This is a genomic window from Allobosea sp. BH3, from assembly GCF_025499465.1.
GTDB lineage: Bacteria > Pseudomonadota > Alphaproteobacteria > Rhizobiales > Beijerinckiaceae > Allobosea.
Map to the genome: position 1 here is coordinate 236873 of NZ_JAIMCA010000002.1, position 23869 is coordinate 260741.

At 69.2% G+C, this 23869-nt stretch carries 21 protein-coding genes; 9 read left to right on the forward strand and 12 right to left on the reverse strand.

Annotation, left to right across the window (positions count from 1 at the left end; all coding sequences use genetic code 11):
* Window positions 1–25 precede the first annotated feature (25 nt).
* A complete protein-coding gene (locus tag BoBH3_RS06150; RefSeq protein ID WP_262329890.1) occupies window positions 26–2848 on the forward strand; it encodes an autotransporter outer membrane beta-barrel domain-containing protein in 2823 nt (940 codons plus the stop codon).
* A 4-nt stretch (window positions 2849–2852) separates the two neighbouring features.
* On the opposite strand, the gene BoBH3_RS06155 is transcribed toward BoBH3_RS06150, so the two are convergent.
* Window positions 2853–3593, reverse strand: a complete 741-nt coding sequence (locus tag BoBH3_RS06155; RefSeq protein ID WP_262329891.1) for an ArsR/SmtB family transcription factor — start codon at window positions 3591–3593, stop codon at window positions 2853–2855.
* A gap of 105 nt (window positions 3594–3698) precedes the next feature.
* On the opposite strand from BoBH3_RS06155, the gene BoBH3_RS06160 reads away from it, so the two are divergent.
* Both BoBH3_RS06160 and BoBH3_RS06165 read left to right on the forward strand, forming a co-directional pair.
* Window positions 3699–4439 (forward strand): sulfite exporter TauE/SafE family protein, encoded by a 741-nt coding sequence (locus BoBH3_RS06160; protein ID WP_262329892.1) that lies wholly within the window; start codon window positions 3699–3701, stop codon window positions 4437–4439.
* A 140-nt stretch (window positions 4440–4579) separates the two neighbouring features.
* On the forward strand, window positions 4580–4831 hold the full coding sequence (locus BoBH3_RS06165) for a hypothetical protein (RefSeq protein WP_262329893.1): 252 nt from the start codon (window positions 4580–4582) through the stop codon (window positions 4829–4831).
* A gap of 3 nt (window positions 4832–4834) precedes the next feature.
* Here the strand turns inward: BoBH3_RS06165 and BoBH3_RS06170 are convergent, their stop codons facing one another.
* The gene (locus BoBH3_RS06170; RefSeq protein ID WP_262329894.1) at window positions 4835–5299 is read right to left on the reverse strand and encodes a nucleoside deaminase; all 465 of its coding nucleotides are present in this window, start codon (window positions 5297–5299) and stop codon (window positions 4835–4837) included.
* 752 nt (window positions 5300–6051) lie between these two features.
* Here BoBH3_RS06170 and BoBH3_RS06175 point away from each other — a divergent pair.
* The 5 genes from BoBH3_RS06175 to BoBH3_RS06195 all read left to right on the forward strand — a co-directional run bounded on the left by BoBH3_RS06175 (window position 6052) and on the right by BoBH3_RS06195 (window position 10077).
* Window positions 6052–7830, forward strand: a complete 1779-nt coding sequence (locus BoBH3_RS06175; RefSeq protein ID WP_262330442.1) for a pseudouridine synthase — start codon at window positions 6052–6054, stop codon at window positions 7828–7830.
* 3 nt (window positions 7831–7833) lie between these two features.
* Complete coding sequence (rsmD, locus tag BoBH3_RS06180; protein ID WP_262329895.1) at window positions 7834–8394, forward strand: 16S rRNA (guanine(966)-N(2))-methyltransferase RsmD; 561 nt, start codon at window positions 7834–7836, stop codon at window positions 8392–8394.
* Window positions 8395–8760: 366 nt separating this feature from the next.
* Window positions 8761–9186, forward strand: coding sequence for a hypothetical protein (locus tag BoBH3_RS06185; RefSeq protein WP_262329896.1), 426 nt, complete (start codon window positions 8761–8763; stop codon window positions 9184–9186).
* A complete protein-coding gene (locus tag BoBH3_RS06190) occupies window positions 9183–9557 on the forward strand; it encodes a DUF2019 domain-containing protein (RefSeq protein WP_262329897.1) in 375 nt (124 codons plus the stop codon). The genes BoBH3_RS06185 and BoBH3_RS06190 overlap by 4 nt, the downstream gene beginning before the upstream one ends.
* Window positions 9558–9762: 205 nt before the next feature.
* Window positions 9763–10077: a hypothetical protein gene (locus BoBH3_RS06195; protein ID WP_262329898.1), complete on the forward strand. Its 315-nt coding sequence runs from the start codon at window positions 9763–9765 to the stop codon at window positions 10075–10077.
* 24 nt (window positions 10078–10101) lie between these two features.
* Here the strand turns inward: BoBH3_RS06195 and mutL are convergent, their stop codons facing one another.
* The 9 genes from mutL to BoBH3_RS06240 all read right to left on the reverse strand — a co-directional run bounded on the left by mutL (window position 10102) and on the right by BoBH3_RS06240 (window position 22234).
* A complete protein-coding gene (gene mutL / locus BoBH3_RS06200) occupies window positions 10102–11916 on the reverse strand; it encodes a DNA mismatch repair endonuclease MutL (RefSeq protein WP_262329899.1) in 1815 nt (604 codons plus the stop codon).
* A 157-nt stretch (window positions 11917–12073) separates the two neighbouring features.
* The gene (locus BoBH3_RS06205) at window positions 12074–13399 is read right to left on the reverse strand and encodes a glucose-6-phosphate isomerase (protein ID WP_262329900.1); all 1326 of its coding nucleotides are present in this window, start codon (window positions 13397–13399) and stop codon (window positions 12074–12076) included.
* A 50-nt stretch (window positions 13400–13449) separates the two neighbouring features.
* A complete protein-coding gene (locus BoBH3_RS06210) occupies window positions 13450–14745 on the reverse strand; it encodes a M16 family metallopeptidase (protein WP_262329901.1) in 1296 nt (431 codons plus the stop codon).
* Between the two features lie 77 nt (window positions 14746–14822).
* Window positions 14823–16112, reverse strand: a complete 1290-nt coding sequence (locus BoBH3_RS06215; protein ID WP_262329902.1) for a M16 family metallopeptidase — start codon at window positions 16110–16112, stop codon at window positions 14823–14825.
* A 156-nt stretch (window positions 16113–16268) separates the two neighbouring features.
* A complete protein-coding gene (locus BoBH3_RS06220; protein ID WP_262329903.1) occupies window positions 16269–16916 on the reverse strand; it encodes a hypothetical protein in 648 nt (215 codons plus the stop codon).
* Between the two features lie 97 nt (window positions 16917–17013).
* Window positions 17014–17496 (reverse strand): signal peptidase II, encoded by a 483-nt coding sequence (gene lspA / locus BoBH3_RS06225; protein ID WP_262329904.1) that lies wholly within the window; start codon window positions 17494–17496, stop codon window positions 17014–17016.
* Complete coding sequence (gene ileS, locus BoBH3_RS06230) at window positions 17496–20477, reverse strand: isoleucine--tRNA ligase (protein WP_262329905.1); 2982 nt, start codon at window positions 20475–20477, stop codon at window positions 17496–17498. Before ileS ends, lspA begins: the two co-directional genes overlap by 1 nt.
* A 221-nt stretch (window positions 20478–20698) precedes the next feature.
* Entirely contained in the window at window positions 20699–21676 is a 978-nt protein-coding gene (locus BoBH3_RS06235; RefSeq protein WP_262329906.1) for a bifunctional riboflavin kinase/FAD synthetase, read from the reverse strand.
* Between the two features lie 99 nt (window positions 21677–21775).
* Window positions 21776–22234 carry a MaoC family dehydratase gene (locus BoBH3_RS06240; protein ID WP_316045088.1) on the reverse strand — a complete coding sequence of 153 codons (459 nt, stop codon included), beginning with the start codon at window positions 22232–22234 and terminating at the stop codon, window positions 21776–21778.
* Window positions 22235–22444: 210 nt separating this feature from the next.
* Here BoBH3_RS06240 and BoBH3_RS06245 point away from each other — a divergent pair, with 210 nt between their 5' ends.
* The gene (locus BoBH3_RS06245) at window positions 22445–22831 is read left to right on the forward strand and encodes a response regulator (protein ID WP_262329907.1); all 387 of its coding nucleotides are present in this window, start codon (window positions 22445–22447) and stop codon (window positions 22829–22831) included.
* 129 nt (window positions 22832–22960) lie between these two features.
* On the opposite strand, the gene BoBH3_RS06250 is transcribed toward BoBH3_RS06245, so the two are convergent.
* Window positions 22961–23827, reverse strand: a complete 867-nt coding sequence (locus BoBH3_RS06250; RefSeq protein ID WP_262329908.1) for a TIGR01459 family HAD-type hydrolase — start codon at window positions 23825–23827, stop codon at window positions 22961–22963.
* Window positions 23828–23869 lie beyond the last annotated feature (42 nt).

The following is a 23869-nucleotide window of genomic DNA, read 5'->3' on the forward strand; positions in this document are numbered from 1 at the left end:
CACGGCGCTCACCCCCCTGACCGTCATGGCAGCCGACAACCTGCTGGTCGGCGCCGGCGGCAATGGGGGCTTTATCACCCAGTCCGGCGGCGGCGGCGGCGGCATCGGCGGCGGCGGCGGCGCCGCCGGCGGAATCGGCTTTGCGACCAGCGGCGCAGGCGTCAGCGGCGGCGGCGCGTCAGGGGATGCACAAGCCGGCGGCGGCGGAGCGCTCGGCGGCGCAGGCGGTGCAGGCCTTTCTGGCCACAACGCGGGCGGCGCGGCGAGCACGGTTGGCGGCGCAGGCGCAAACGGTAGCGGACAGGGGGCCGGCAGTGGCGGCCTGCTGGGAGGCGCAGGCGGTTCATCTCCAGCTACAGGCGGCGGCGGTGGTGGCGGTACGGTCGTCGCTGTCGACGGCAGCATCCGTTCGGGAGCGACTTCCGGCCAGGGGGCGACGGCGCTCCCGGCGGGCACGATCACGACGAGCAAGGCCTACGACTTCGTCGGCGTGGGCGGCGGCGGTGGCGGCGCCGGATACTATGCCACCGGCGGGGCCGGCCAGGGCGGCAACCTCACGGTCGATCACGGGGCGGTGGTCGTCAACCGCTCCGTCCTGATCGGCGGCGCCGGCGGCGGCGCGGCGGAAGGCGGGACCGGCGGCGCCGGCGGCGCTGGCACCGTGGCGCTCACCAACGCGGCCTCGCTGTCGGTCACTCAAACCCTGCAGATCGGCGGGCTCGCCGCCAACGGTGGCAGCAGCGATGGCGACGGCGGCGCGGGCGGCAACGGCACACTCAGCGTCGACTCGACCTCCTCCGTCACGATTGGCGCCGGCGGCAGCCTGGTTCTCGGCGGCATCGCAGGCATGAACGGATACAGCCCCTACTACACGCCCGGTGCCGGCGGCGCCGCGGGCACCGGCGTGCTCAACCTCGGAGGCTCGCTGAGCTTCGCGAGCGGCGCGACCTTCGCGATCACCGGCAACGGCACGCTCAATGTCGGCGGCGCCACGCCAGGAGCCGCCACGGCGGGCGCAATCTCCGGCGTGAGCAGCATCGCCAATGACGGCGTGATCAATTTCAACCAGTCGAACGCCAGCTACACCTTTTCCCCGGCGATCACGGGCTCAGGCTGGGTCAACCAGAACGGCCCCGGAACCACAGTGCTGACCGGAACGAACACCTATACCGGCGCGACCGAGGTCAATGCCGGCACGCTGATCGTGAACGGCTCCATTGCCTCGTCCTCGCTGCTGCTGGTGCACTCGGGCGGCACCGTGGGCGGCATCGGCACGCTGCCGACGACGACCGTCTCGGGCACGATCTCGCCCGGCAACTCACCGGGAACGCTGACCGTCTCCGGCGATCTGACGTTCAATCCCGGCTCGACCTATGTCGCCGAGGTGCAGGGCGCGTTGGCGGACCGGATCAACGTCGTCGCCGGCAACGGCCAGACCGGCGCGGCCAGCCTCGCCGGCACGCTGCGCCTCGTGCCGCTGGGAGGCTCCTACACCTTCGGCAGCGCCTATACGCTGCTCTCGGCGGCGGGCGGGCTCACCGGCACCTTCGGCACGGTCAACACCACCGGCTCATTCGGCGCGGGCGTGACGAGCGCCGTGAGCTACACGGCCAACGACGTCCAGCTGACGCTGACCGCCGCCCCGTTGACGCCGGTCGTCACCACGCCGAGCCTGGGCCTGTCCTCCCCGGCCAACCTCGCCGGGATCGCCTCGGCGCTCGATCGCTTCGTGGCCGCCGGCGGGGACGCTTCCGCCTTCTTCAACCTCTACAACCTGCCCGCGGGCGCAATGGCCTCCGCGGTCAACCAGCTCTCGGGCGAGGCCCATACCGGCTCCTCCGCCGTCGGCGGCTTCGTCGCCAACCAGTTCCTCGGCAATGTGCTCGACACCTCCCTGCCGGGGCGCCTCTCCAATGCGCAGCCGGGGCCAGGCGCGGCCGCCTTCACCAGCAGCCGCGTCTCCAAGGGCCATGACGCGCCCGCCACGCCAAGCTTCCTCGACGAGCCGCGCTTCGCACTCTGGGGCGCGACCTCGGGCTCGGTCGGCCGTATCGACGGCAATGCGAGCACCGGCTCGGCCAGGCAGAACGTCGACGACGCGCATCTGGCGATCGGCGCCGATGTGCGCGTGCTGCCGGGCACCATCGCCGGCATCGCCGTCTCCGCCGGCAAGGCGCGCTCCTCGCTCTCGGGCGGGCTCGGCAAGGTCGAGACCGACGTCTTCCAGACCAGCCTCTACGGCATGACACGGATCGGCGCGCTGAACCTCTCGGCCGCCGCCGGCTATGGCCGGCTCGACAACGACGCCACCCGCAACGTGCCGGTCCTCGGCAATGCGCTGACCTCCTCCTATGTCAGCACGCTCTGGAGCGGGCGGGTGCAGGCGAGCGCGGCGGTCTTCGGCTGGAGCGGCATGAGCTTCTCGCCGCTGGCCGCGTTGCAGGCGGTGCAGGTCCGCAGCCCCGCCTTCACCGAACGGGCCGGGATCGGCAGCAATGCCGGTGCGCTGAGCGTCGCCAAGCGCGACGACAACACCAGCCGCTCGGAACTCGGCCTGCTCGTCGACACGCAGACGACGCTCGGCGCGGTGCCGGTCACGGCCTTCATGCGGGCGGCCTGGGCGCATTACTTCGCCCGCGACGCGGCGATGACAGCGAGCATCGCCGCCCTGCCCGGCGTGAGCTTCAGCACCGTCGGCGCGCGGCCTGACCGCGACTCGGCGCTGATCGCAGCAGGCGTCGACGCCAGGCTCAGCGAGCGCGTCTCCTTTGGCGTGCGTTTGGACAGCGAACTCTCCGCCAACGCCAGAAGCCTCGGCGGCACCGCACAGCTCAGGGTCAGCTTCTAGCCGCTCAGGCCTCTGCGGGTTCCATGGCAGCAGCCTGCGCAGGCGCTTCCGGCACGTCGCAGGCAAAGCCCGGCAGCGCCGCAGCCAGCGCCGCCCTGCCCGCGCCGGTCAGCGTCACCGCGCGGCTGTCCTTGCGGCGCAGCACCCAGCCCGCCTCGAAGCAGCGGCAGGCCAGCGCCGCCGCGAGCGAACCCGCCAGATGTGGCCGGCGCTCGCTCCAGTCGAGGCAGGGGCGCAGGGCTGCGCGCCGGCTCGCCTTGGCCGCAGGGGTGACGCCGAGCGCGGCGAAGATCGCCTCCCCCGAGCCCGTCAAGCCATAGCCGCCATCGGCGACGCTGAGATGACCGCCCGCGACCAGCGCATCATGGATGCCGATGCCGAGGCGGCCGGCGAAATGATCGTAGCAGGTGCGGGCCTCGCTCAATTCCGCGCCGACGCGGGAGGGCAGACGCCGGCGCGCCGTTTCCGCGCCCGCCAGCACCATCAGCCCTTCCAGGGCCTGCGCAACCTCGGCGCCGGCCAGCCGGAAATAACGGTGGCGCCCCTGGACCGCGACGGCGAGCAGACCGCCCTGCATCAGCTTGGCAAGGTGGCCGCTCGCGGTCTGCGGCGCGACGCCGGCGAGCCAGGCCAGTTCCTTGGCCGTCAGCGCCCGGCCGTCCATCAGCGCGTGCAGCATGTTGGCGCGGGCCGGGTCTCCCATCAGATGGGCGATCTCCGCGAGGTAGGGGCCTTGCGTGCTCATCGCTCCATCATGCTCCAGTGGGACTGGCCCGCAAGCGGGAACGCTACGGCCACGACCGTAACATCGGCTCACGACAAGCGCCGCGCGCGATGCCAGAAGGAAGCCATGGATACGAGCCTTCTCCTCTTCATCGCCGCGACCTTCGTGCTCGCGGGCTTCGTCAAAGGCGTGATCGGGCTGGGGCTGCCGACCATCGCGGTCGGCGTCCTCGGGGTGGTCATGGCCCCGGCCCAGGCGGCCGCGCTGCTGGCCATCCCCAACATCGCCACCAATGGCTGGCAGATCGCCACCGGCCCGAAGCTCGGCAGCACGCTGCGGCGGCTCTGGCCGATGCTGGCCGCCATCTGCATCGGCACCTGGGCCGGAGCCGGGCTGCTGCAGCAGGAAAAGGACGGCTCGGCGACGCTCTGGCTCGGGCTGGCGCTGGTGCTCTACGCGCTCGTCGGCCTGAAGGCCGCGAAGCTGCGCGTGCCGCCGACCTGGGAAGGCTGGCTCGGCCCCGTCATCGGCTTCGCGACCGGCGTCGTGACGGCCGCGACCGGTGTCTTCGTGCTGCCGGCCGTGCCCTATCTGCAGGCGCTGGGGTTCGACAAGGACGAGCTGGTGCAGGCGCTCGGCCTCTCCTTCATCGTCTCGACGCTGGCGCTCTCCGCAGGCCTGATCGGGGCAGGCGCGCTCAACCTGACGGTGGCGGGGCACTCGGTTCTGGCGCTCGTGCCGGCGCTGGCGGGCATGGCGGCTGGCCAGTTCATCCGCGGGCGCATCTCGGCCGCGACTTTCCGGCTGTGCTTCTTCGCAGGGCTGCTCGGGCTCGGCGGCTATCTGTGCTGGCGGAGCCTCGGCTGAGGCTGCCCCTCGCCTCTGCGACCTTTGAGCGCGCCGCCCTGATCGGGAGGGCGCGCTTCTTGCTTTAAGCCAAATGGGCCGTTAACCGGCCGCCAACCCTATCGTCGCAGTCTCCCAGACAAGGCAGGAGAGAGAAGCGGATGGATGCCTTCACGATGGTCGTCCTGGCCTGTGTCGCCGGCGAAGCGAAGTGCAGCTCCGTCCGCATCAGCGAGATGGGGTTCACCACGGCGGCGGCCTGCGAGGCCCGCATCGACGACATCACCCGCTCCATGACGAAGGAATTCGCCAAGCGTCCCGATTTCAAGGGCCGGCAGGTGAGCTATGACGTCTCCTGCATGGACCGCGCCCAGCTCGCGCAGAAATTCGGCATCAGCTCGTCGGATACCTGACACTCAGCGCCGCTCGCGGAAGAAATCCTTCAGCAGCGTCGCGGCTTCGCTCTCGCGCAGGCCACCATAGACCTCCGGCGCGTGGTGGCAGGTGGGGCTTTCATAGAGCCTGACGCCGTTCTCGACTGCCCCGCCCTTCGGGTCGCCAGCGCCGAAGTAAAGCCGCCTGATCCGGGAAAACGAGATCGCCGCCGCGCACATCGGGCAGGGTTCCAGCGTGACGTAGAGATCGCAGCCGATCAGCCGTTCGCTGCCGATCGCCTCGCAGGCCAGACGCAGCGCCAGCATCTCGGCATGGGCGGTCGGGTCCATCAGCTCGAGCGTGCGGTTGCCGGCGCTGGCGAGAAGGACGCCGTCGCGCACCACCGCCGCGCCGACCGGAACCTCGCCACGCAAGGCGGCGGCCTTCGCCTCGTCGAAGGCGAGCGCCATCGCATCGGGCGCAAGGGACGGTTTCAACTGCGGCATCACGAACCTCTGCTTTGACGCTCGCAGCCGGCAAAAGCCTCTGCTACAAGCGCCGGTCATAGCGCATAATCGAGCCAGGCCTCTCCGCAAAGCGGATGTGCTCGGCCGGCTCAGGAGCAGTCATGTCGGACGACAACAACAACAGAGGCCGCGGCCCGCGCAAGGGTGGTGGCGCCGGCGGCCGTGGCGGCGGTCAAGGCTCTGGCGGAAAAGGCTTCGGCGGCCAGGGTTCCGGCGGCAAAGGCCCGGGCGGCAAAGGCCCCGGCAAGAGCTTCGGCAGCCGGAGCAGCGGCGGCGAGGGACGCGGCGCGCCGCGCGACGGCGACCGCCGGCCGTTCCGCGGCCATTCGCCTGGCGAGGAGCGCCCGGCCCGCCGCTTCGAACGCCCTGCGCACAGCGAGGGCGAGGCGCCGCGCGAGCGTCGCACCGGCGACGAGGGACGCGGCGCGCCACGCGACGGCGAGCGCCGGCCTTTCGGAGGCCACTCGGCCCGCGAGGAACGCCCGACCCGCCGCTTCGAGCGGCCCGCACGCGCCGAGGGCGATGCACCGCGCCAGCGCCGGGAGGGCGACGAGAGGCCCGCGCGCTTCAAGAGCGAAGGCGAGACGCGCGGCGGTTTCGGTAGGCCCCCGCGCGGCGGCCCGGCCCGCGACGGCGAGAAGCGCTTCAGCAGGCCGCGCCCGCCGCGGGCGGAAGGCGGCGGTTACGAGGATCGCCCGCGCCGTCCGCGCGAGGCCGAGCCCGAGCGCAAGCTGATCGAGGCGCAGGAGCCGGAGCGGATCGCCAAGGTGATGGCGCGCGCCGGCATCGCATCGCGCCGCGACAGCGAGGCGATGATCGCGGAAGGCCGCGTCAGCGTGAACGGCAAGGTGCTGGAAAGCCCGGCGCTGGATGTCGGGCCGAACGACGTTGTGCTGGTCGATGGCGAGCCCTTGCCGGCACGCGAGCGCACCCGGCTCTGGCTCTATCACAAGCCCCGCGGCGTGGTTACGACCAACTTCGACCCGGAAGGCCGCCCCACCGTCTTCGACGCGCTGCCGGAAGACCTGCCGCGCGTGCTCACTGTCGGCCGGCTCGACATCAACACCGAAGGCCTGCTGCTGCTGACCAATGATGGCGGGCTCTCGCGCGTGCTGGAGCTGCCGGAGACCGGCTGGCTCCGGCGCTACCGCGTGCGCGCCTTCGGCGAGGTGACGCAGGACGTGCTCGACACGGTGAAGGATGGCGTCACCATCGAGGGCGTGCATTACGGCCCGGTGATCGCCCGCTTCGAACGCCAGCAGGGCTTCAACACCTGGCTGACGGTCGACCTGCGCGAGGGCAAGAACCGCGAGGTCAAGACCGTGCTCGAGCATCTCGGGCTGACGGTGAACCGGTTGATCCGCATCTCCTTCGGCCCCTTCCAGCTCGGCGACCTGCCCGAGGGCGAGGCCGACGAGATCCGCTCGCGGGTGTTGCAGGACCAGCTCGGCACCGAGCTTTCCGCCAAGGCGGGCGCCGATTTCGAGGCGCCGCGCCGGGATGCCCTGCCGGCTGCGCCGCGTCCCGCGCCTGCGGCCGACGACCGCCCGCGCCGCCGCCGCGAGCCCGCCGACCGCGAGGACGAAGCGCGCCGCGAAGCCGTGCGCGAACTGCGCGGCGACAGGCCCTGGACCCGCACCGTCTGGCGCGACGCCGAGACCGAGCCGCAGCGCGAGCGCAAGGCGCCGCCGCGGCGCGGCGCCGACCCGAAGGCGGAACGCCAGAGCCGTGAGGAAACGGGCTCCGTCGCGCGTCGCCGCGACAAGGCCATCGCCGACCCGAAGGGCCGGCGCGTGCTGGTCGAACGCGTCAGCGCGCCCCCGCGCGAGGACGCCGAGGCACCGCGCGAGAGCAAGCGCAGGCCAGACCGCAAGCCGCGCAGCGAGCGCGGCGGCGACGAGGCGCGCGCACCCCGCTCCTTCGACCGGCCCAGCGGCGGCGAGCGCCCGGCGCGGCGCCCGCGCGAAGACTTTGGCGGGCGCGACCGAGGCGACGATCGCCCCCGGCAGGATCGCGCCCCGCGCGGCGATCGGCCAGAACGTGCGCCCCGCGAGGGAGCCGAACGTCCCGCACGTCGCTTCAGCGAACGCGGCGGAGACGAGGCCCGTGCACCCCGCTCCTTCGACCGGCCCGGCGGCGGCGAACGGCCGGCGCGGCGCCCCCGCGAGGACTTCAGCGGGCGCGACCGAGGCGGCGATCGTCCCTGGCAGGATCACGCCCCGCGCGGCGATCGCCCGGAACGCGCGCCCCGCGAGGGAGCCGAACGTCCTGCGCGCCGCTTCAGCGAACGGCCGGCCGATGACCGGCCGCGTGGCCGCAGCTTTGGGGACAAGCCCGGCGGCAAAAGCTTCGGTGCGCGCTCCTCGGAGCGGCCGAGCGGCGGCGGGCGCCCCTTCGGCGGCAAGCCGAGTGGTGGCGGCAGGCCGGGCGGTGGAAAGCCCGGCGGCGGCAAGGGCCCGCGCCCGGGCGGCAGGGGGCCACGCCCCGGCGGCGGCGACAGGCGCGGCTGATCGATGCGGATCGTCGGCGGGCGCCTGGGCGGCCGGCCTCTGGCCGGCCCGAAGCCGGGGATCGGCAGCATCAGGCCGACCTCGGACCGCCTGCGTGAGTCGCTCTTCAACGTGCTGGCGCATGCCTATGATGGTGCGATGGACGGCGCGCGCGTGCTCGATCTCTTCGCCGGCACGGGCGCGATGGCCTTCGAAGCGCTTTCGCGCGGGGCGGGCTTCGCGCTGCTCGTCGATGACGGGGCGGAGGCGCGCGGCATCATCCGCGAAAACCAGATGGCGCTGGGGCTCGCCGGCTTCAGCCGCATCTTCCGCCGCGACGCGACCAAGCTCGGCCCGATCACCGGCATGGCGCCGTTCGGCCTCGTCTTCTGCGACCCGCCCTATCGCAAGGGGCTGGGCGAAAAGGCGCTGATCTCTGCCCGCGACGGCGGCTGGCTGGAGCCCGGCGCGCTCATCGTGCTGGAAGAGGCCGCCGATGCCGAGGTGGCGCTGCCGGAAGGCTTCGAGGAGCTGGAGCGGCGGGCCTATGGCGAGACGCAGGTGATGGTGCTGCGGGCGCAGTAACCGGCGCCGGACTTATCCCCGGCCTCTCGGCCGCGCTTAGTCTCCGCATCCGTCGCGGAGATCAAGCGCCGGATGCCAACCCTGCCATCAATCGAATCCTATCAACGAGCGTTGTGGTTGTACCGCCGATCCACAGCGCGAAACCATACTCGTTTTTATCGACTGACCGCGAAAGGCGGCTTCAATCCCGATCAGCCCCGCGTTCCGGCCGGCAGTCCGGAAGGCGGCCAATGGGCTGGTGGCGAAGGCTCAGGCCAAAGTCGACAACCCGGCATCGGCGATAATGGCGGCCCGGCCCTCGATCTTCCCGAATCTCCCAAGGACCCGCCAAAAGACCAAGCTTCCAAGACCCAAGCTGCCTAGGCCATGGCGAAAGCGATTGCGCGCCAACTGCTACGACGCGCAGGCCCGATCGGCGCGGTGGTTACAGCGATCGAGGCAGGGCATTGGCTCTACACCGAATATCCGTCAATCCGGTCCTATCTGGACGAGCCGAAGACGCTCGACGAGCTTCAGCAGCATGTCGGCGGTCGGCGACTGGGCTATGATGATCACCATATCGTCGAGCAGGGCGCCGGATCACGCGAAGGCTTCCCGAGCTCCGCGATCGACGGCGTGGACAATGTGATCAGCGTGCCGCGACATAAGCATCACGAGATTACGGGGTGGTACACTCGGCCGAATACAAGCTTCGGCGGTCAAGCGCCGCGCGACTATCTGCGTGGCAGAGACTGGTCCGATCATGTCCGTGTCGGGCATCAGGCCTTGCGTAAATTCGGAGTGCTCAAATGACGCAGCGCACGAATCTGAAGGCCTTGTCGGACACTGAAATCGTTCGGCTTTTCGAGCAGCTCTGCGTCGAGCAGTATGATGCCATGGAAGGCGACGAGAACGCGCGAGCCAATCGTCTCGTCCGGCGCATCTGGACTCTGGAGGCCGAGCTCAAATCTCGGCCCGGAGACCAGCGCCGTGTTCTCCTGAAACTGTTCGGTCATCCCAACATGCAGGTTCGTCTATCGGCTGCCTGGGCCAATCTCGCCGTCGACTACGTTGCCGCCCGGCGGGAGCTTCAGGACATCGCGGACTCGAAATGGTATCCGCAGGCTGCCGACGCCGGCATCACTCTCGAAAATCTCGACTCCGGCTTCTACCGGCCGACCTGACCCCTCACCGTCTCCCAAACAGCCGCTCGATATCCGCCAGCTTCAGCTTGATACAGATCGGCCGCCCGTGGTTGCACCAGCTGGAATCGGCGCGGCCCCGCGCTCTCGTGAATCGCGTTAAGGCCACGCTTACTAGCTTCCTTAGCGTGCCCTAAAGGCAGGGCTTGGTAGGACGCGCTGCCGCCACCGCAAGAAAGCCAGCACTATGCACCGCACCTCGATTACTGCGGTTATCGCACTCGCCTGCTTCGCAGCGATGCCGCTCAATCAGGCGCAAGCCCGAAACGATCTGGTCCTGCATGCACTGCTTGGGGGCGTCGGCGGGCTCCTCGGAGCCCTGACGCTCGAGGCCATCGATCAATCCAGGCGGCAGCCGAGCTACGTCGCCCCGTTGCAAGGCAGCGTCTCGATCGAGCCGACCTATTCGTATTCGGTCCCCAGCCGCGGCCGCTCGGGCGTCCGATATAACCAGCCGTGCTCCGGTTTCGATCCAAGTACCGTCCGGCTGCTGGCTTGCTAGGTTGCAGCAGTTCTTCGGCTGCCCTCACCGCCGCCCGAACAGCCTCTCGATATCCGACAGCTTCAGCTCAACATAAGTCGGCCGCCCGTGGTTGCACTGGCCGGAATTGGGCGTGACCTCCATTTCGCGCAGCAGCGCATCCATTTCTTCGGGGCGCAGGCGGCGGCCGGCGCGGACCGAGTTGTGGCATGCCATCGTCGCCAGGACATGGTCGAGGCGCCTTTCCAGCGAGCCCGGAACTGACGAGATCTGGCCCTGCTCGGCCAGCGCATCGGCGACGTCGCGCACCAGCTTCTGGAGGTTGCCGCCGGCGAGCTGGCTCGGGGCCTCGCGCACCAGCACCGCGCCGGGGCCGAAAGGCTCGATGACGAGGCCGAGGCCTTCGAGCTCACCCGCCGCGGCGTTGAGGCGGTCGGCATCGACGGGGTCGAGCTCCACAACCTCGGGCAATAAAAGCGGCTGACGAGCGATGCCGGTGCGGGCGCGCTCGGCCTTAAGCCGCTCATAGACCAGCCGCTCATGGGCGGCGTGCTGGTCGACGATGACGACGCCCTCGCGGGTCTGGGCGACGATGTAGGTCTCGTGGACCTGGGCGCGGGCGGCGCCGAGCGGCCGGTCGAGCGCATCGGGCGAGGGCTCGGCGAGATGGGCGCGGGCATCCGCCGAGGGCGCGGCGAAATCGGAGAAGCCGGATTGGGACGCGCTCGCGGCCATGGGCGCAGGCGCGCTCCAGCCAGGCGCCTCCGGGACCGGGCGGGGGATGCTGCTGCCGCTGCCGCCCATGGAGAGCACGGCGCGGAAGGCGTCGAGCGTGCGGGCGCCGCCCGTCGAGGTGGCGCGATGGCCGGCGGCGGCGAGCGCTGCCTTAAGGCCCGAGACGACGAGGCCGCGCACCAGCGCGGGATCGCGGAAGCGCACCTCGCTCTTGGCCGGGTGGACGTTGACGTCGACGGAGCGCGGATCGCAGCCGATGTCGAGGAAGAGCACCGGGTGGCGATCCGAGGGGATGACGTCGGCATAGGCGCCGCGCACGGCCGAGAGCAGCAGCTTGTCGCGCACCGGGCGGCCGTTGACGGAGAGATGCACGCCGGCCGAGGTGCCGCGATGGAAGGTCGGCAGGCCGGCGAAGCCCGAGAGGCGGAAGCCCTCGCGCTCGGCCTCGATCCGCAAGGCGTTCTCCGGGAAATCCCGGCCGAGCGCGCGGCCAAGGCGGCGCAGCAGCCCCTCCTCGCCGAGCGGCTCGGCCGGCCAGTCGAAGCCGCCGGCATGCTCGCCTTCCAGGGCGAAGCGGATGTCGGGATGGGCGATGGCGAGGCGCCGCAGCATCTCGGAGACGGCCTGCGCCTCGGCGCGGTCGCTCTTCAGGAATTTGAGGCGGGCGGGCGTGAAGATGAAAAGATCGGAGACCTCGATGCGCGTGCCGGGGGCGGCCGCGACCGGGCGGACGACGCCCTTCTCGCCGGCCTCGACGACGAGGCCCGACCCTTGAGGCGCGTCGCGGCGGCGCGTCGCGATGGAGAGCCGCGCGACCGAGCCGATGGAGGGCAGCGCCTCGCCACGGAAGCCCAGCGTGCCGATGGCGAAGAGGTCTCCGTCGGGCAGCTTCGAGGTGGCGTGGCGCTCGACGGCGAGTTCGAGGTCCTCCGGCGTCATGCCGGCGCCGTCATCGACGACGCGGATCAATTCGCGCCCGCCGCCGGCGATGGTGACGGAGATGCTGCCGGCGCCGGCGTCGATGGCGTTCTCGACCAGCTCCTTCACGGCCGCAGCCGGCCGCTCGATCACCTCGCCGGCGGCGATGCGGTCGACCAGAATGGGATCGAGGCGGCGGACGGTCATGGAATTCTGCGATCAAACCGAAGGAGCGCGGGCGTCATTCTCGGGCGGAGCGAAGCGCAGACCCGAGAATCTCTTTCCGAAAGAGGCTCCCGAGCCTTCGTGTCATGAGATGCTCGGGTCAAGCCCGAGCATGACGTGCCTCTGCCTGAGAACCGACTCAGCTCCGCCCTTCGGCAAGATACTGCTTGGCGAGGAGCTTGGCTTCCTCCACCGCGGGCTGGTCGAAGGGATCGACGCCCATGGCGTAGCCGGTGAGGATCGTCTCCAGCATGAAATGCATCAGCATCTCGCCATGGCTCGTCTCATCGATGCGCTCGACATGGAAGCGGCGCACCGCGCAGCCATTCTTGGCGAAGGTGTCGATCATGGCGATGCCTTGGGCCGCCACCATGTCGCCGATGGTCTTGCCGGCGAAATCGGCCTGGCCGATCTTTTCCGCCAGAGCAGCGTCGATCTGCGGACCCTTGCCCTTCACGCCGGTCGTGACGACAGTGAAGAACTTGTCCTTGGGGCCGGCGAGATAGAGCTGCTGCTGCGAATGCTGGTCGACGGGCCCGAGCGCGCCGACGGGCTGCGTGCCCTGCCCGTCCTTGCCCAGGCTCTCGGCCCAGAGTTGCATCCACCAGCGCGTCAGCAGCGCGAGCTTGTCGGCATAGGGCATGAGGACGGCGATGTTCTTGCCCGAGCGCATGGCGGCAAGATGCAGCGCCGCGCCGACGGCGGAGGGCGTCGCGCGGACATCCTTCCCGGCGAAGAGCGGGGCAACCGCCCGGCCGGCGCCGAGCCGGAGCGCCTCGATATCGAGGCCGAGCACGGCGGCCGGCAGCAGCCCACAATTGGTCAGCACGGAGTAACGCCCGCCGACATCGGTGTGATGTTCGAGGAAGGGCGTGCCGAACGGCTCGAGCAGAGCGCGCAGAGGGTGCAGCTTGCCGGATTTCGCCGGCTCGGAGAGCCCCTCGAAATGCTGGCCGATCTGCTGGTCCGTGAGATGCGCGCCGCGCAGCGCCTCGATGGCCGCGATCGACTGCAACAGGGTCTCGCCGGTGCCGCCCGATTTCGAGATGGCGACGAATTTGGTGGTCTTCAGCGGCAGCTTTGCGAGCAGCGCCGCATAGGTCGCAGGGTCGAGATTATCGATGAAATGGACGCGCGGGCCGGAGGTGAAATGCGAGAGGCCCGAGGTGCCGTAGCCGGTGAGCTGCGCCAGCGTCTGGCCGCCGAGGCTGGAGCCGCCGGTGCCGAGCACCAGGACATCGGTGGTACCGCCCGCCTTCAGCCGCTCTGCGGCGGCCTTGACCGGGCCGAGGTCGGCCGTGTCGCTCGGCAGCTTCAGGAGCGGCAGCGAGCCGTCCCTGGCCTGCGCCTGCAGCTTCGCCAGCGCGGGGGCGAGGTCGGCCAGCGCCTTCTCGAAGGCGGCATCGGGGATGCCGCCCTTGCCCACCTTGGATTCGAGCGCGAGTTCGAAGCTTTGCTGGAGCATGGGCAGGTTCCGTATCGTCAGAAAAGATATGAGTTGGGGCCTGGACCTATTCAGACCAATCCGACCGGCTTGCCAACCGCCTGCACGAGCAGGTCGGGCTTGCCGAAAAGGCGCTGCGCGACGCGCCGGACATCGTCGAGCGTGACCGCCGCGAAGAGGCCGTTGCGCCGGGCGAGATAATCCGGCGTATCGCCGCGGATCGTGAGGTGCAGCAATTCGCCGGCGATCTTGGGCGAAGTGTCGAAGCGCAGCGGATAGGAGCCGATGATGTAGCGCTTGGCCTCCTCGACCTCGTGCTCGCTCGGACCGTCCGCAGCGAGCTTGGCCATCTCCTCGCGGATCACCGCCATGGATTCGGCGGCGCGGTCGTTGCGGGTGGCCGTGCCGCCGACCAGCATGGCGCCCTCGCGCAGCGGGCTGAGGCTCGACGAGACGCCATAGGCGAGGCCGCGCTTCTCACGCACTTCCATGAAGAGGCGGGACGTGAAGGCCGAGCCGCCGAGGATGTGGTTCAGCACGCTGCCCGCGACGAAATCGGGGTCGTGCCACATCAGACCCGGGCCGAAGAAGCGCAGCACCGTCTGCGGCACGTCGAGATCGATCACATGGGTCTGGCCGAGGCCCTGGATTGGCAGCGCTGCCGTCGGATGCGGCCGCGCCTCGCCCATCGGCAGCGCGCCGAACAGCGCGTCCAGCCGCCCGGCGAGCTCATCGGCTGTGATGTCGCCGACGACCACGATCTTCAAGCCGGCCCGGTCGAGCAGCACGGGCGTCAGGGTCTTCAGCGCCGCGGCGTCGAGCCTGGAGACGCTGTCCACGTCGCCCTTCTCGGGGCGGCCATAGGCGTGACCGGGGAAGGCCGCGGCGAAGAGCGCATTGCGGCAAAGCACGTCTGGATTCTGCGCCTGTCGCTGGAGGCCTGCGATGATCTGGGCGCGCACGCGATCCACCGCGTCGGCATCGAAGCGCGGCTTGTTGAGCGCCAGCCCGAGCAGCTCGAAGGCCGTGTCGCGATGGCTCGACAGGGTCTGGAGATGACCGTGGAAATCGTCGCGGCGAGCATCGAAGCCGATGCTGATCGCATGATCGGCCATGCGGCCTTGGAACGCCTCGGCGTCGAGGTCTCCGGCGCCCTCGTCGAGCAGGCCCGAGATCAGATAGGCGCTGCCGGCGGCGTCCAGCGGATCACGCGTCGTGCCCCCGTCGAAAGCGAAATCGACCGCGATCAGCGGCAGGCTGTGCTCTTCGACCAGCCAGGCCTCGACGCCGCCCGGCGAGCGGACGGTCTGGACGGTGATGGCGGGGCCCGCCGTGTTGAGGGCCGGGATCGGAATGGGCGCGTTCATGTCGCTTCCTGTCGGCGGGATATTTTGTGGAGGCGGGAGCCGGGGCCCCGCCCGTTCGAAAGGGTCAACCGGCCGCGTCAGGCCGGCAGCAGCAGGCCAGTGACGCCGCGGTCCGGCCGCAGATAGCGGCGCGCGGCCTCGACCACCGCATCGCGGCCGACAGCCTCGATGCGCTGCGGCCAGGAAACGACATCCTCGACCGTCTCGCCGACCGCCAGCGCCGAGCCGAAGATGCGAGCGAGGGAGGACTGGCTGTCGCGCGCGAAGACCGTCTCGGCGACGAGCCGCGTGCGGGCGCGCGCCATTTCGAGCTCGCTTGGCCCGTCGGCGAGGAACGTCGCCAGCGCGGCATCGAGCCCGGCTTCCAGCGCCGCCATGGTGACGCCGGGGCGCGGGCTCGCGGAAATCTGGAGCGCGGCGCGGTCGACCATCGAGCTCATGAAATAGGCGCTGGCGCCGGCCGCCAGCTCGTGCTCGACGCAGAGCTTGCGGTAGAGCCGCGAGGTCGTGCCGCCGCCGAGGATCTCGCCGACGAGCTCCAGCGCCAGCACCTCCTCGCGCGTGCCGCTGGTATAGGTCGGCGTCAGCCAGCCGCGGCGCAAAGAAGGCTGCTGCACGCGCGGATCGTTCAGCGAAACGCGGCGCGAGGCGCGTGGGTCCGGCTCGGCCGGACGCTTGCGGACGGGCGCGGCGCCGCGCGCGGCGATGCGGCCATAGCTCTCCTCGGCGAGGCGGCGAACTTCCGCCGCATCGGTGTCGCCGGCGACGACGAGGATCGCGTTCTCGGGCGTGTAAAAGCGCTGGTAATAGGCGAAGGCGTCGTCGCGGGAGAGCCCCTCGATCTCATGCTCCCAGCCGATGATCGGCGTGCCGTAGGGGTGGTGAACGAAGAGCGCCGAGGAAAACTCTTCGCCGAGCTGGGCGGCGGGATCGGAATCCACGCGCATCTTGCGCTCTTCCAGGACGACGTCGCGCTCGGGAGCGACGACGCTCTCGTCGAAGGAGAGGCCGGTCATCCGGTCGGCCTCGTAATCCATCATCGCGCGCAGATGCTCCTTCGGCACGCGCTGGAAATAGGCGGTGTAGTCGAAGGAGGTGAAGGCATTCTCCTGGCCGCCGTAGCCGGCGACGATCTTGGAGAACTCGCCGGCCGGCCAGCGCTGCGTGCCCTTGAACATCAGATGCTCGAGGAAATGCGCGATGCCGGACTTACCCGCCGGATCGTCGGCCGAGCCGTTGCGATACCAGACCATATGCGTGACCACCGGCGCGCGGCGGTCGCTCACCACAACGACGTCGAGGCCGTTGGCCAGCCGGAAGGATTCGACGGGCTCAGCCTGCTCCTGCCGGCGCGCATGGATATTCACCTGATGCCGTCTCCATGATCGACGAGAAAGGGCGGATCGACGAGAAAGGGCGAGCGCGACGCGCCCGCCCTGAAAGACAACTTGGTCAGGCGCTGCCGGTTCGGCAAGGGGAGCTTCAGCAAGGGGAGCGCGAGCCTTCGGCCCGCGCCGGCAACCTCACTGCTGCATCACCGGGCCGCGGCCAGCGGCGAATTCGCGCTCGCCGGAGGCCTGCTTGTCCTCGACCGGGCCGTTGCGGCCGGGGCCGATGGGCGCGCTTCCGACAGGCATACGATAACCGGTCGGCGGCTCCGAGAGCAGCTTGCGCGGCGGCTCCGCGCCATAGGTCAGCGAGTCCGTCGACGTCTGGTTGCGCCGGGCGGCGAGTTCGCGGCCGATGCGGATCGGCTGGATCTGGTTGGTGTAGTTGGTCTGTTCCTCGGGCGCCCGCGGAGCGGTCTCCTGCTGGGCGATGCGGCCGCGGCGGATTTCCTGCGCCGACATCGTCGGGTTGTTGTTCAGGCCCAGAGCCGGCACGTAGGGAGCGGGGCTCGCTTCCTTCTTGCGGCGCTCCACATCGGGATCGTTCGGCCAGGCCGCATTGCGCGCGCTCGCGGGGTCCTGCGGACGCGGCAGAGCCGAGCTCGGCGGCACGACCAGCGGCGCACGAGCGCGATAGTCGATGTCGTCGCCAAGGCTGCGTGTGCCCCAGACACCTTCCATCAGGTTCTTGAACAGCATGCCTTCCTGCGCCAGGGCAGGCTGGGCAGCCAGCACGAGCCCGCCGGCGAGCAGCAGATGCGTCACGCGGATGCGTTCGGCCATGTCGATCTCCCTTCGGACAAACCTACTATCAGTCTAAGAGCCTCTGATTAAGAGCCTCTAACCCCAAACCAGCGGCAAAACGATGGCGCGCACCATCTCATGCCGTCTTTTCAGTTTCGGGATGGAAGGACTCATACAGCAGACCGAGCACCCCGACAACGATCGCGACATCGGCGATGTTGAAGATGTACCAGCTGAAATCCCCCCAGTGCAGATGCACGAAGTCCACGACCGCGCCATAGACGGCCCGGTCGAGCCCGTTGCCGAGGGCGCCGCCGATGATGAGGGCGAGGCTGAGCACGGTGAACCGACGCTCGCTGCGCCACATCCAGCGCCAGAGCCAGATGGCCGCGCCGAAGGACAGCAGGACGAGCAGCCAGCGGCCGAGATCGGTGCCCTGCTGGAACAGTCCGTAGGAGATGCCGCGGTTCCAGGCGAGCACGATGGTCATGAAAGGCGTGAGATCGAAGGGGCCGTTCTCGGCGAGCCCCACCCCATAGAGCAGCCAGATCTTCAGGGCCTGGTCGGACAGGAAGATGACCAGGACCGTGGCGAGGCCGAAACGCTGGGCCGAATTCATCAGGCGCGCGCCCCCCGTTCCTTGAGAGCCTTCGCGTCACGCGGCGTCACCTGCGGGTAGGCGGGATCGGCCGTCTTGGGGTCGAAATACTTCCAGGAGCGGGCGCATTTGATGCCGTCCGCGCGGTGCGGCACCACGGCGACGCCCGGCACGTCGGCGAGGCGGAAGGCGTCGGCCGGCCCCTCCCCGCTCTCGATGCGGATGTCTGAGGTGATGCTGACCTCGGCGAGATCGAGCCCCGAGAGGGCGGCGAGGAGATCCGGATCGGAGACGAAGACCTGCGGCGCGGCCTCCAGCGAGGAGCCGATGCGCTTGGCGGCGCGCTCCAGCTCCAGCGCGCCGGTGACGACGCGACGGACGCGGCGGATCTTCGACCAGCGCTCGGCAAGCTCGGCGTCGAGCCAGCTTTCGGGCGCTGCGGCGAAGCGCTCCAGATGCACCGAGCCCTCGCTCTCTTTCTGCGAGGGATAGCGCTCCAGCCAGGCTTCCTCCGCGGTGAAGACCAGGATCGGCGCGAGCCAGGTCGTCAGGCAGCGGAAGAGATGGTCGACGACCGTCAGCGCGCTCTTGCGGACATGGCTCGACAGCGGATCGCAATAGAGCGCGTCCTTGCGCACGTCGAAATAGAAGGCCGACAGCTCCGTGTTCATGAACTGCGAGAGCAGGAACACGACCTTCTTGTAGTCGTAGGTGCGATAGGCCTCCTCGACCTGCGGACCCAGCTCGGCGAGGCGATGCAGCATCAGCCGCTCCAGCTCCGGCATAGTCTGCGGCTCGGTGACGCGGACGTCTTCGCTGAAATGGGCGAGCGTGCCGAGCATCCAGCGCTGCGTGTTGCGCAGCTTGCGGTAGGTCTCGACGAAGGTCTTGAGGATTTCCTTGCCGATGCGCAGGTCGTCCGAATAGTCGGCGGCCGCGACCCAGAGGCGCAGGATGTCGGCACCGCTGTCCTTGATGATGTCCTGCGGCGCGGTGACGTTGCCCTTCGACTTCGACATCTTCTCGCCCTTCTCGTCCAGGCAGAAGCCATGGGTGAGGACGACGTCATAGGGCGCGCGGCCGCGCGTGCCGCAGCTCTCCAGCAGGCTGGAATGGAACCAGCCGCGATGCTGGTCCGAGCCTTCCAGATACATCACGCGGTCGTTGCCACCCTCGCCGCGCCGGCGGGCGCGCAGATCGGCGCGCTTCTCCAGCGTGAAGGCATGGGTGGAGCCGGAATCGAACCAGACGTCGAGCACGTCGGTGACGCGCTCGTATTTCGCCGGATCGTAGCCGTGAGGCGCGAGAAAGCGTGCGCCGTCCGTGTCGCTGAACCAGGCATCCGCACCCTCGGCCTCGAAGGCCTCGGCGATGGCCGCGTTGACCTTCGCGTCGACGAGGATCGCCTTGCTCTCCTTCTCGACGAAGACCGTGATCGGCACGCCCCAGGCGCGCTGGCGCGAGACCACCCAGTCCGGGCGGTTGGCGATCATGCCGTTGATGCGGTTCTCGCCCGCCGCGGGCACCCATTCGGTGTCCTTGATCGCGCCGAGCGCGACCTCGCGCAGCGTGCGGTTGCCGAGCGTCTCGACCGCCTTGTCCATCGCGATGAACCATTGCGGCGTGTTGCGGAAGATGACCGGCTTCTTCGAGCGCCAGCTATGCGGATACTGATGCTTCAGGCGGCCGCGCGCGATGATGTTGCCGGCCTCGACCAGCGCCTTGATGACGACGTCGTTGGCGTTGCCCTTCTCGCCCTTGTCGGTGATGACCTGCGCGCCCTCGAAGCCGGGGGCGTCCTTGGTAAAGCGACCATCGGCGTCGACAGTGTAGGGGATGCGGGTTTCGATGCCGCGCTCGGCGAGCTTGCGGCCGTTCGCCATCCAGACGTCGAAGTCCTCGCGGCCATGGCCTGGTGCCGTATGGACGAAGCCCGTGCCGGCATCGTCAGTGACGTGATCGCCGTCGAGGAGGGGGACGTCGAAATCGTAGCCGTGGCCGCGCAGGGGGTGGGCTGCGGTCAGGCCGCCGAGCTGTTCGGCCGGGACATCGGCAACCAGCTCGAAAGCCTCGACCTTCGCCGCCTTGAAGACGCCCTCGGCGAGGTTTTTGGCGAGGATGTAAGTCGCGCCGCTCTTCGCCCAGTTGTTCTCAGGCGCTGCCGTAACCTTGTAGAGGCCATAGGCGATCTTGTGGTTGTACGAGATCGCGCGGTTGCCTGGGATCGTCCAAGGGGTGGTCGTCCAGATGACGACCGCAGCGCCGGCGAGCGGTGCCGGAGCCTGCTGAACCGGAAACGTCACGAACACCGTGTCGCTCGTATGCTCCTCGTACTCGACCTCGGCCTCGGCGAGCGCGGTCTTCTCGACCACGGACCACATCACCGGCTTGGAGCCGCGATAGAGCTGGCCGGTCTCGGCGAATTTCATGATCTCGCGGGCGATCTGCGCCTCGGCGGGATAGGCCATCGTGAGATAGGGATCGTCCCAGTCGCCCTCGACGCCGAGGCGCTTGAACTCGGCGCGCTGGATATCGACCCAGTGCTCAGCGAAGGCGCGGCATTCCTTGCGGAACTCGACGACCGGCACGTCGTCCTTGTTCAGCCCCTTGGCGCGATATTGCTCCTCGATCTTCCATTCGATCGGCAGGCCATGGCAGTCCCAGCCCGGCACATAGTTGGAATCGTAGCCGAGCATCTGCTGTGAGCGCGTGACGAGGTCCTTGAGGACCTTGTTCAGCGCATGGCCGATATGGATGTTGCCGTTGGCATAGGGCGGGCCGTCATGCAGGACGAAGCGGTCCCGCCCCTGCCCCGCTTCGCGCAGCTTGCGATAGAGGTCGATCTTCGCCCAGCGCGCCAGAAGCTCCGGTTCGCGCTGCGGCAGACCGGCGCGCATGGGGAACTCGGTCTGGGGCAGGAAGAGCGTCTGGGAGTAATCGACGCTTTCGGCGGAGGTTTCTGAGCCCTGCGGGGCTTTGGCAGTGTTTGTCTTGTCGGTCATCATCCGGCTCGGGCGATCGGGACGTGCGGCCCCTCGGGCCTCAGGCACGTCCACGCTTGTAACGGGAAAAGCAATCTTCAACCCGGACTGCGCAAGCGCCCGCGCCTTGTCTAGCGCGAGGCGGCAGCCGGGCCCGTAATTCGCCGGGCGAGATCGATCAGCATGGCGACCATGGCAGGGCTTCTAGCAGGCGGGGCTTACGGAAGGAAGGGCGGCGTCCTTCAGAAAGGCGGGGTCTTGGCAAGGATATCGCGTGCGCGCAGGCTGTCGGCATCCATCTGCGCGATCAGCGCTTCGAGCGAGTCGAACTTCGCCTCCCTGCGCAGCCAATCGACGAAGGCGACATCGACCTTGTGGCCATAGAGATCGCCGGAGAAGTCGAAGACGAAGGTTTCCAGCCGCGGCGCGCCATCGTCGAAGGTCGGGCGACTGCCGAAGCTCGCGACGCCGTCATGCCAGTCGCCGTCGATGCGCATCCGCACGGCATAGATGCCATGGCGCAGGCGGCAGTCGCGCGGGAGATGCATGTTGGCGGTGGGGTAGCCGAGATCGCGACCGCGCTTGTCGCCGTGCGCCACGATGCCACGCACAAACCAGGGTCGGCCAAGGAAATCGGCGGCGCGGGCGACATCGCCCTCCTGCAGCGCGGAGCGGATCAGGCTGGAGGACACCGCCTCGCCACGCCAGGAGAAGGGCGGCACCACGGCGACAGGCACATGCGCCATCAGCCCATGGGCCTGCAGCATCTCCGGCGAGCCGGTGCGGCCCTTGCCGAAGTGGAAGTCGTAGCCGCAGACGAGCCCCGCCGCGCCGAGCTGGCCGACCAGCAGCTCGTCGACGAAACGCTCGGCCCCGATGGAGGCGATGTCGCGGTCGAAGGGCAGGACGAAGACGCGCGGCAGCCCGGCCGCGGCCAGCAGCTCGAATTTGAGCGCAGGAGGCGTCAGCCGGAAGACCGGCTCCTCTGGGCGAAAGACGCTGCGCGGATGCGGCTCGAAGGTGAAGGCGGCGGGCACCGTCCCCTGTTCGCGGGCCATGGCGGCGGCGGCGCGCGCGAGCTCGGCATGGCCGCGATGGACGCCGTCGAAATTACCCAGCGCCAGCACGGCGCCGCGCAGCGCATCGGGAACAGGCCTGTCGGGGTCGAGGACCACGGCCGCCGGCTCCGGGCTCGGCGGCACATCGGCTTGGGATGACATCGTCAACGAACGTCCGGCTGCCCGGCAGGCCAGGCGATGGAGCGTCTTTGCCGCCAAGCTGCGCGAGGCGTCAAGGCGGCTGGAGCGAAACGCCGCAGCTCAGCGCTTGGCCGCGGGCGGCATGGCGACCCAGGCCTCGCCCTCCATCACGGCCTTGCCGTCGACGAGGCATTCGCAGAACAGCCGGGCCCGGCGGCGTTCCGCCACCAGCTCGACCACCTCGACGCGGGCGGTGACCACGTCGCCGATCTTGACCGGAGCCAGGAACGTCAGGGTCTGCGACAGATAGACCGCGCCGGGGCCAGGCAGCCGCGTGCCGAGCAGCGCCGAGATCAGGCTCGCGGTCAACATTCCGTGAGCGATGCGCTGGCCGAACTTGGTGCCGGCGGCATAGTGGTCGCAGAGGTGAATCGGATTGGCGTCGCCCGAGAGCTCGGCGAAGAGCGAAACATCGCGCTCCATCACCGTCCGCATCAGGCTTTCGCTCCGGCCGACGGCCAGATCCTCGAAGGTGTGGACGGTGTAGAGCCCGCCCGGCATCGGCTGCACAGTCATCATTCTGTCCTCGTGCCCAGCATCTCGCAGTCGCAGCATAAGGGCAATTGAACTTTGGTGCGGCGCAATGATGACCCTGCGTCACTTCGCGATCGGATTAACCGCTTCGCAACGCGAGGCGGGTATCACTTCGTCACGAATGGAGGCCGCCATGACGGGCGGCGCGGCGCCGGCATTCTCCGGCGCCGGAGCTGCCATCCCCGGAGCATCAGAATGGCTCTTGATCCGTCCATGCCGATTTTGGTGGTCGACGACTACCAGACGATGGTCCGTATCATCCGCAACCTCCTGAAGCAGCTCGGTTTCGAGAATGTCGACGACGCCTCGGACGGCCAGGCCGCCATCGCCAAGATGCGCGACAAGCAGTACGGGCTGGTGATCTCTGACTGGAACATGGAACCGATGAGCGGCTTCGAGCTGCTCCAGAAGGTCCGCGAGGAGCACCAGCTGTCGGAGACGCCGTTCATCATCGTCACGGCCGAGTCGAAGACCGAAAACGTCGTGGCCGCCAAGCGGGCCGGCGTCAGCAACTACATCGTCAAGCCGTTCAACGCGCAGACGCTGAAGACCAAGATCGAATCGGTCTGCACCACGGCCTGAGGGCAGGCCTTCGGGTAGGGGCGCCGTCATGCTCGGGCTTGACCCGAGCATCTCCTCAACCAGAGCCTTCCCGTCCTGAGTTTCTCGGGTCTGCGCTTCGCTCCGCCCGAGAATGACGGCGGCTTTTTCTCACCAGACCAGATGCGGCATGGCATAGGCGGGCCGGTGGGTCTGCCGGCCGAACCAGCCGTGACGATCCTCCCACGAAGCTTCCATCAGATCCTGCGCGTGGATGCCGGCCAGCACCATGATGCCAGCCGCGCCGAAGGCGTCCGCACCCGCGATGTCGGTGCGGATCGCGTCGCCCACCGCGCAGATGCGGCTGCGGTCGATCGCGGAGCCGCGCTTCTGTTCTGCCGCTGCCAAGGCCGCCTCGTAGATCGGACGGTGCGGCTTGCCGGCGTAGATCGCCTCTCCGCCGATCTCCTCATAGGCCAGCGCGACCGAACCGGCGCAGGGCACGATGCGCCCGCCGCGTTCCACCACCAGATCGGGGTTGGCACAGATCAGCGGCAGCCCGCGCGCCGCAAAGCCGGCGAGCAGGTCGGCATAGGTCGCGGGCGTGTCCTTCTCATCGTCGAAAAGGCCCGTGCAGAGCACATAGGCCGCGTCTTCCGGGGCGGCCTCGGGCGCATCGAGGCCGGCGATCAGCGGCAGGTCGCGGTCCGGGCCGAGCCGATACATCGGCTGGCCGGCGCGGGCGCGGATCAGCGCGCGGCAGACATCGCCGGAGGTGACGATCGCGTCCCATGCCTCGCGCGGAACGCCGAAGCCGTCGAGCTGGCCGATGATGACATCGGCCGGGCGCGGCGCGTTGGTGACGAGCACGACGCTGATGCCACGCTCGCGCATCCGCATCAGCGCCACGATCGCGTCGCGATAGGCGGCGATGCCGTTATGGACCACGCCCCAGACATCGCACAGGCAGAGATCGAAGCGATCCGCGACCTCGGAAAAGCCCTTGAGCGGGATGGTTGAAGCGATCCCCGATGGCACTGTCTGATCTCCGGCTGCGGTTCGTGCCGGCTGGTCTAGACG

Excerpts from the sequence above, each read along its gene's own strand:
- BoBH3_RS06150 (WP_262329890.1), top strand. The coding sequence starts at position 26 with ATGGCAGCCGACAACCTGCTGGTCGGCGCCGGCGGCAATGGGGGCTTT.
- BoBH3_RS06155 (WP_262329891.1), bottom strand. The coding sequence starts at position 3,593 with ATGAGCACGCAAGGCCCCTACCTCGCGGAGATCGCCCATCTGATGGGA.
- BoBH3_RS06160 (WP_262329892.1), top strand. The coding sequence starts at position 3,699 with ATGGATACGAGCCTTCTCCTCTTCATCGCCGCGACCTTCGTGCTCGCG.
- BoBH3_RS06165 (WP_262329893.1), top strand. The coding sequence starts at position 4,580 with ATGGATGCCTTCACGATGGTCGTCCTGGCCTGTGTCGCCGGCGAAGCG.
- BoBH3_RS06170 (WP_262329894.1), bottom strand. The coding sequence starts at position 5,299 with ATGCCGCAGTTGAAACCGTCCCTTGCGCCCGATGCGATGGCGCTCGCC.
- rsmD (WP_262329895.1), top strand. The coding sequence starts at position 7,834 with ATGCGGATCGTCGGCGGGCGCCTGGGCGGCCGGCCTCTGGCCGGCCCG.
- BoBH3_RS06185 (WP_262329896.1), top strand. The coding sequence starts at position 8,761 with ATGGCGAAAGCGATTGCGCGCCAACTGCTACGACGCGCAGGCCCGATC.
- BoBH3_RS06190 (WP_262329897.1), top strand. The coding sequence starts at position 9,183 with ATGACGCAGCGCACGAATCTGAAGGCCTTGTCGGACACTGAAATCGTT.
- BoBH3_RS06195 (WP_262329898.1), top strand. The coding sequence starts at position 9,763 with ATGCACCGCACCTCGATTACTGCGGTTATCGCACTCGCCTGCTTCGCA.
- mutL (WP_262329899.1), bottom strand. The coding sequence starts at position 11,916 with ATGACCGTCCGCCGCCTCGATCCCATTCTGGTCGACCGCATCGCCGCC.
- BoBH3_RS06205 (WP_262329900.1), bottom strand. The coding sequence starts at position 13,399 with ATGCTCCAGCAAAGCTTCGAACTCGCGCTCGAATCCAAGGTGGGCAAG.
- BoBH3_RS06210 (WP_262329901.1), bottom strand. The coding sequence starts at position 14,745 with ATGAACGCGCCCATTCCGATCCCGGCCCTCAACACGGCGGGCCCCGCC.
- BoBH3_RS06220 (WP_262329903.1), bottom strand. The coding sequence starts at position 16,916 with ATGGCCGAACGCATCCGCGTGACGCATCTGCTGCTCGCCGGCGGGCTC.
- lspA (WP_262329904.1), bottom strand. The coding sequence starts at position 17,496 with ATGAATTCGGCCCAGCGTTTCGGCCTCGCCACGGTCCTGGTCATCTTC.
- ileS (WP_262329905.1), bottom strand. The coding sequence starts at position 20,477 with ATGACCGACAAGACAAACACTGCCAAAGCCCCGCAGGGCTCAGAAACC.
- BoBH3_RS06235 (WP_262329906.1), bottom strand. The coding sequence starts at position 21,676 with ATGTCATCCCAAGCCGATGTGCCGCCGAGCCCGGAGCCGGCGGCCGTG.
- BoBH3_RS06240 (WP_316045088.1), bottom strand. The coding sequence starts at position 22,234 with ATGATGACTGTGCAGCCGATGCCGGGCGGGCTCTACACCGTCCACACC.
- BoBH3_RS06245 (WP_262329907.1), top strand. The coding sequence starts at position 22,445 with ATGGCTCTTGATCCGTCCATGCCGATTTTGGTGGTCGACGACTACCAG.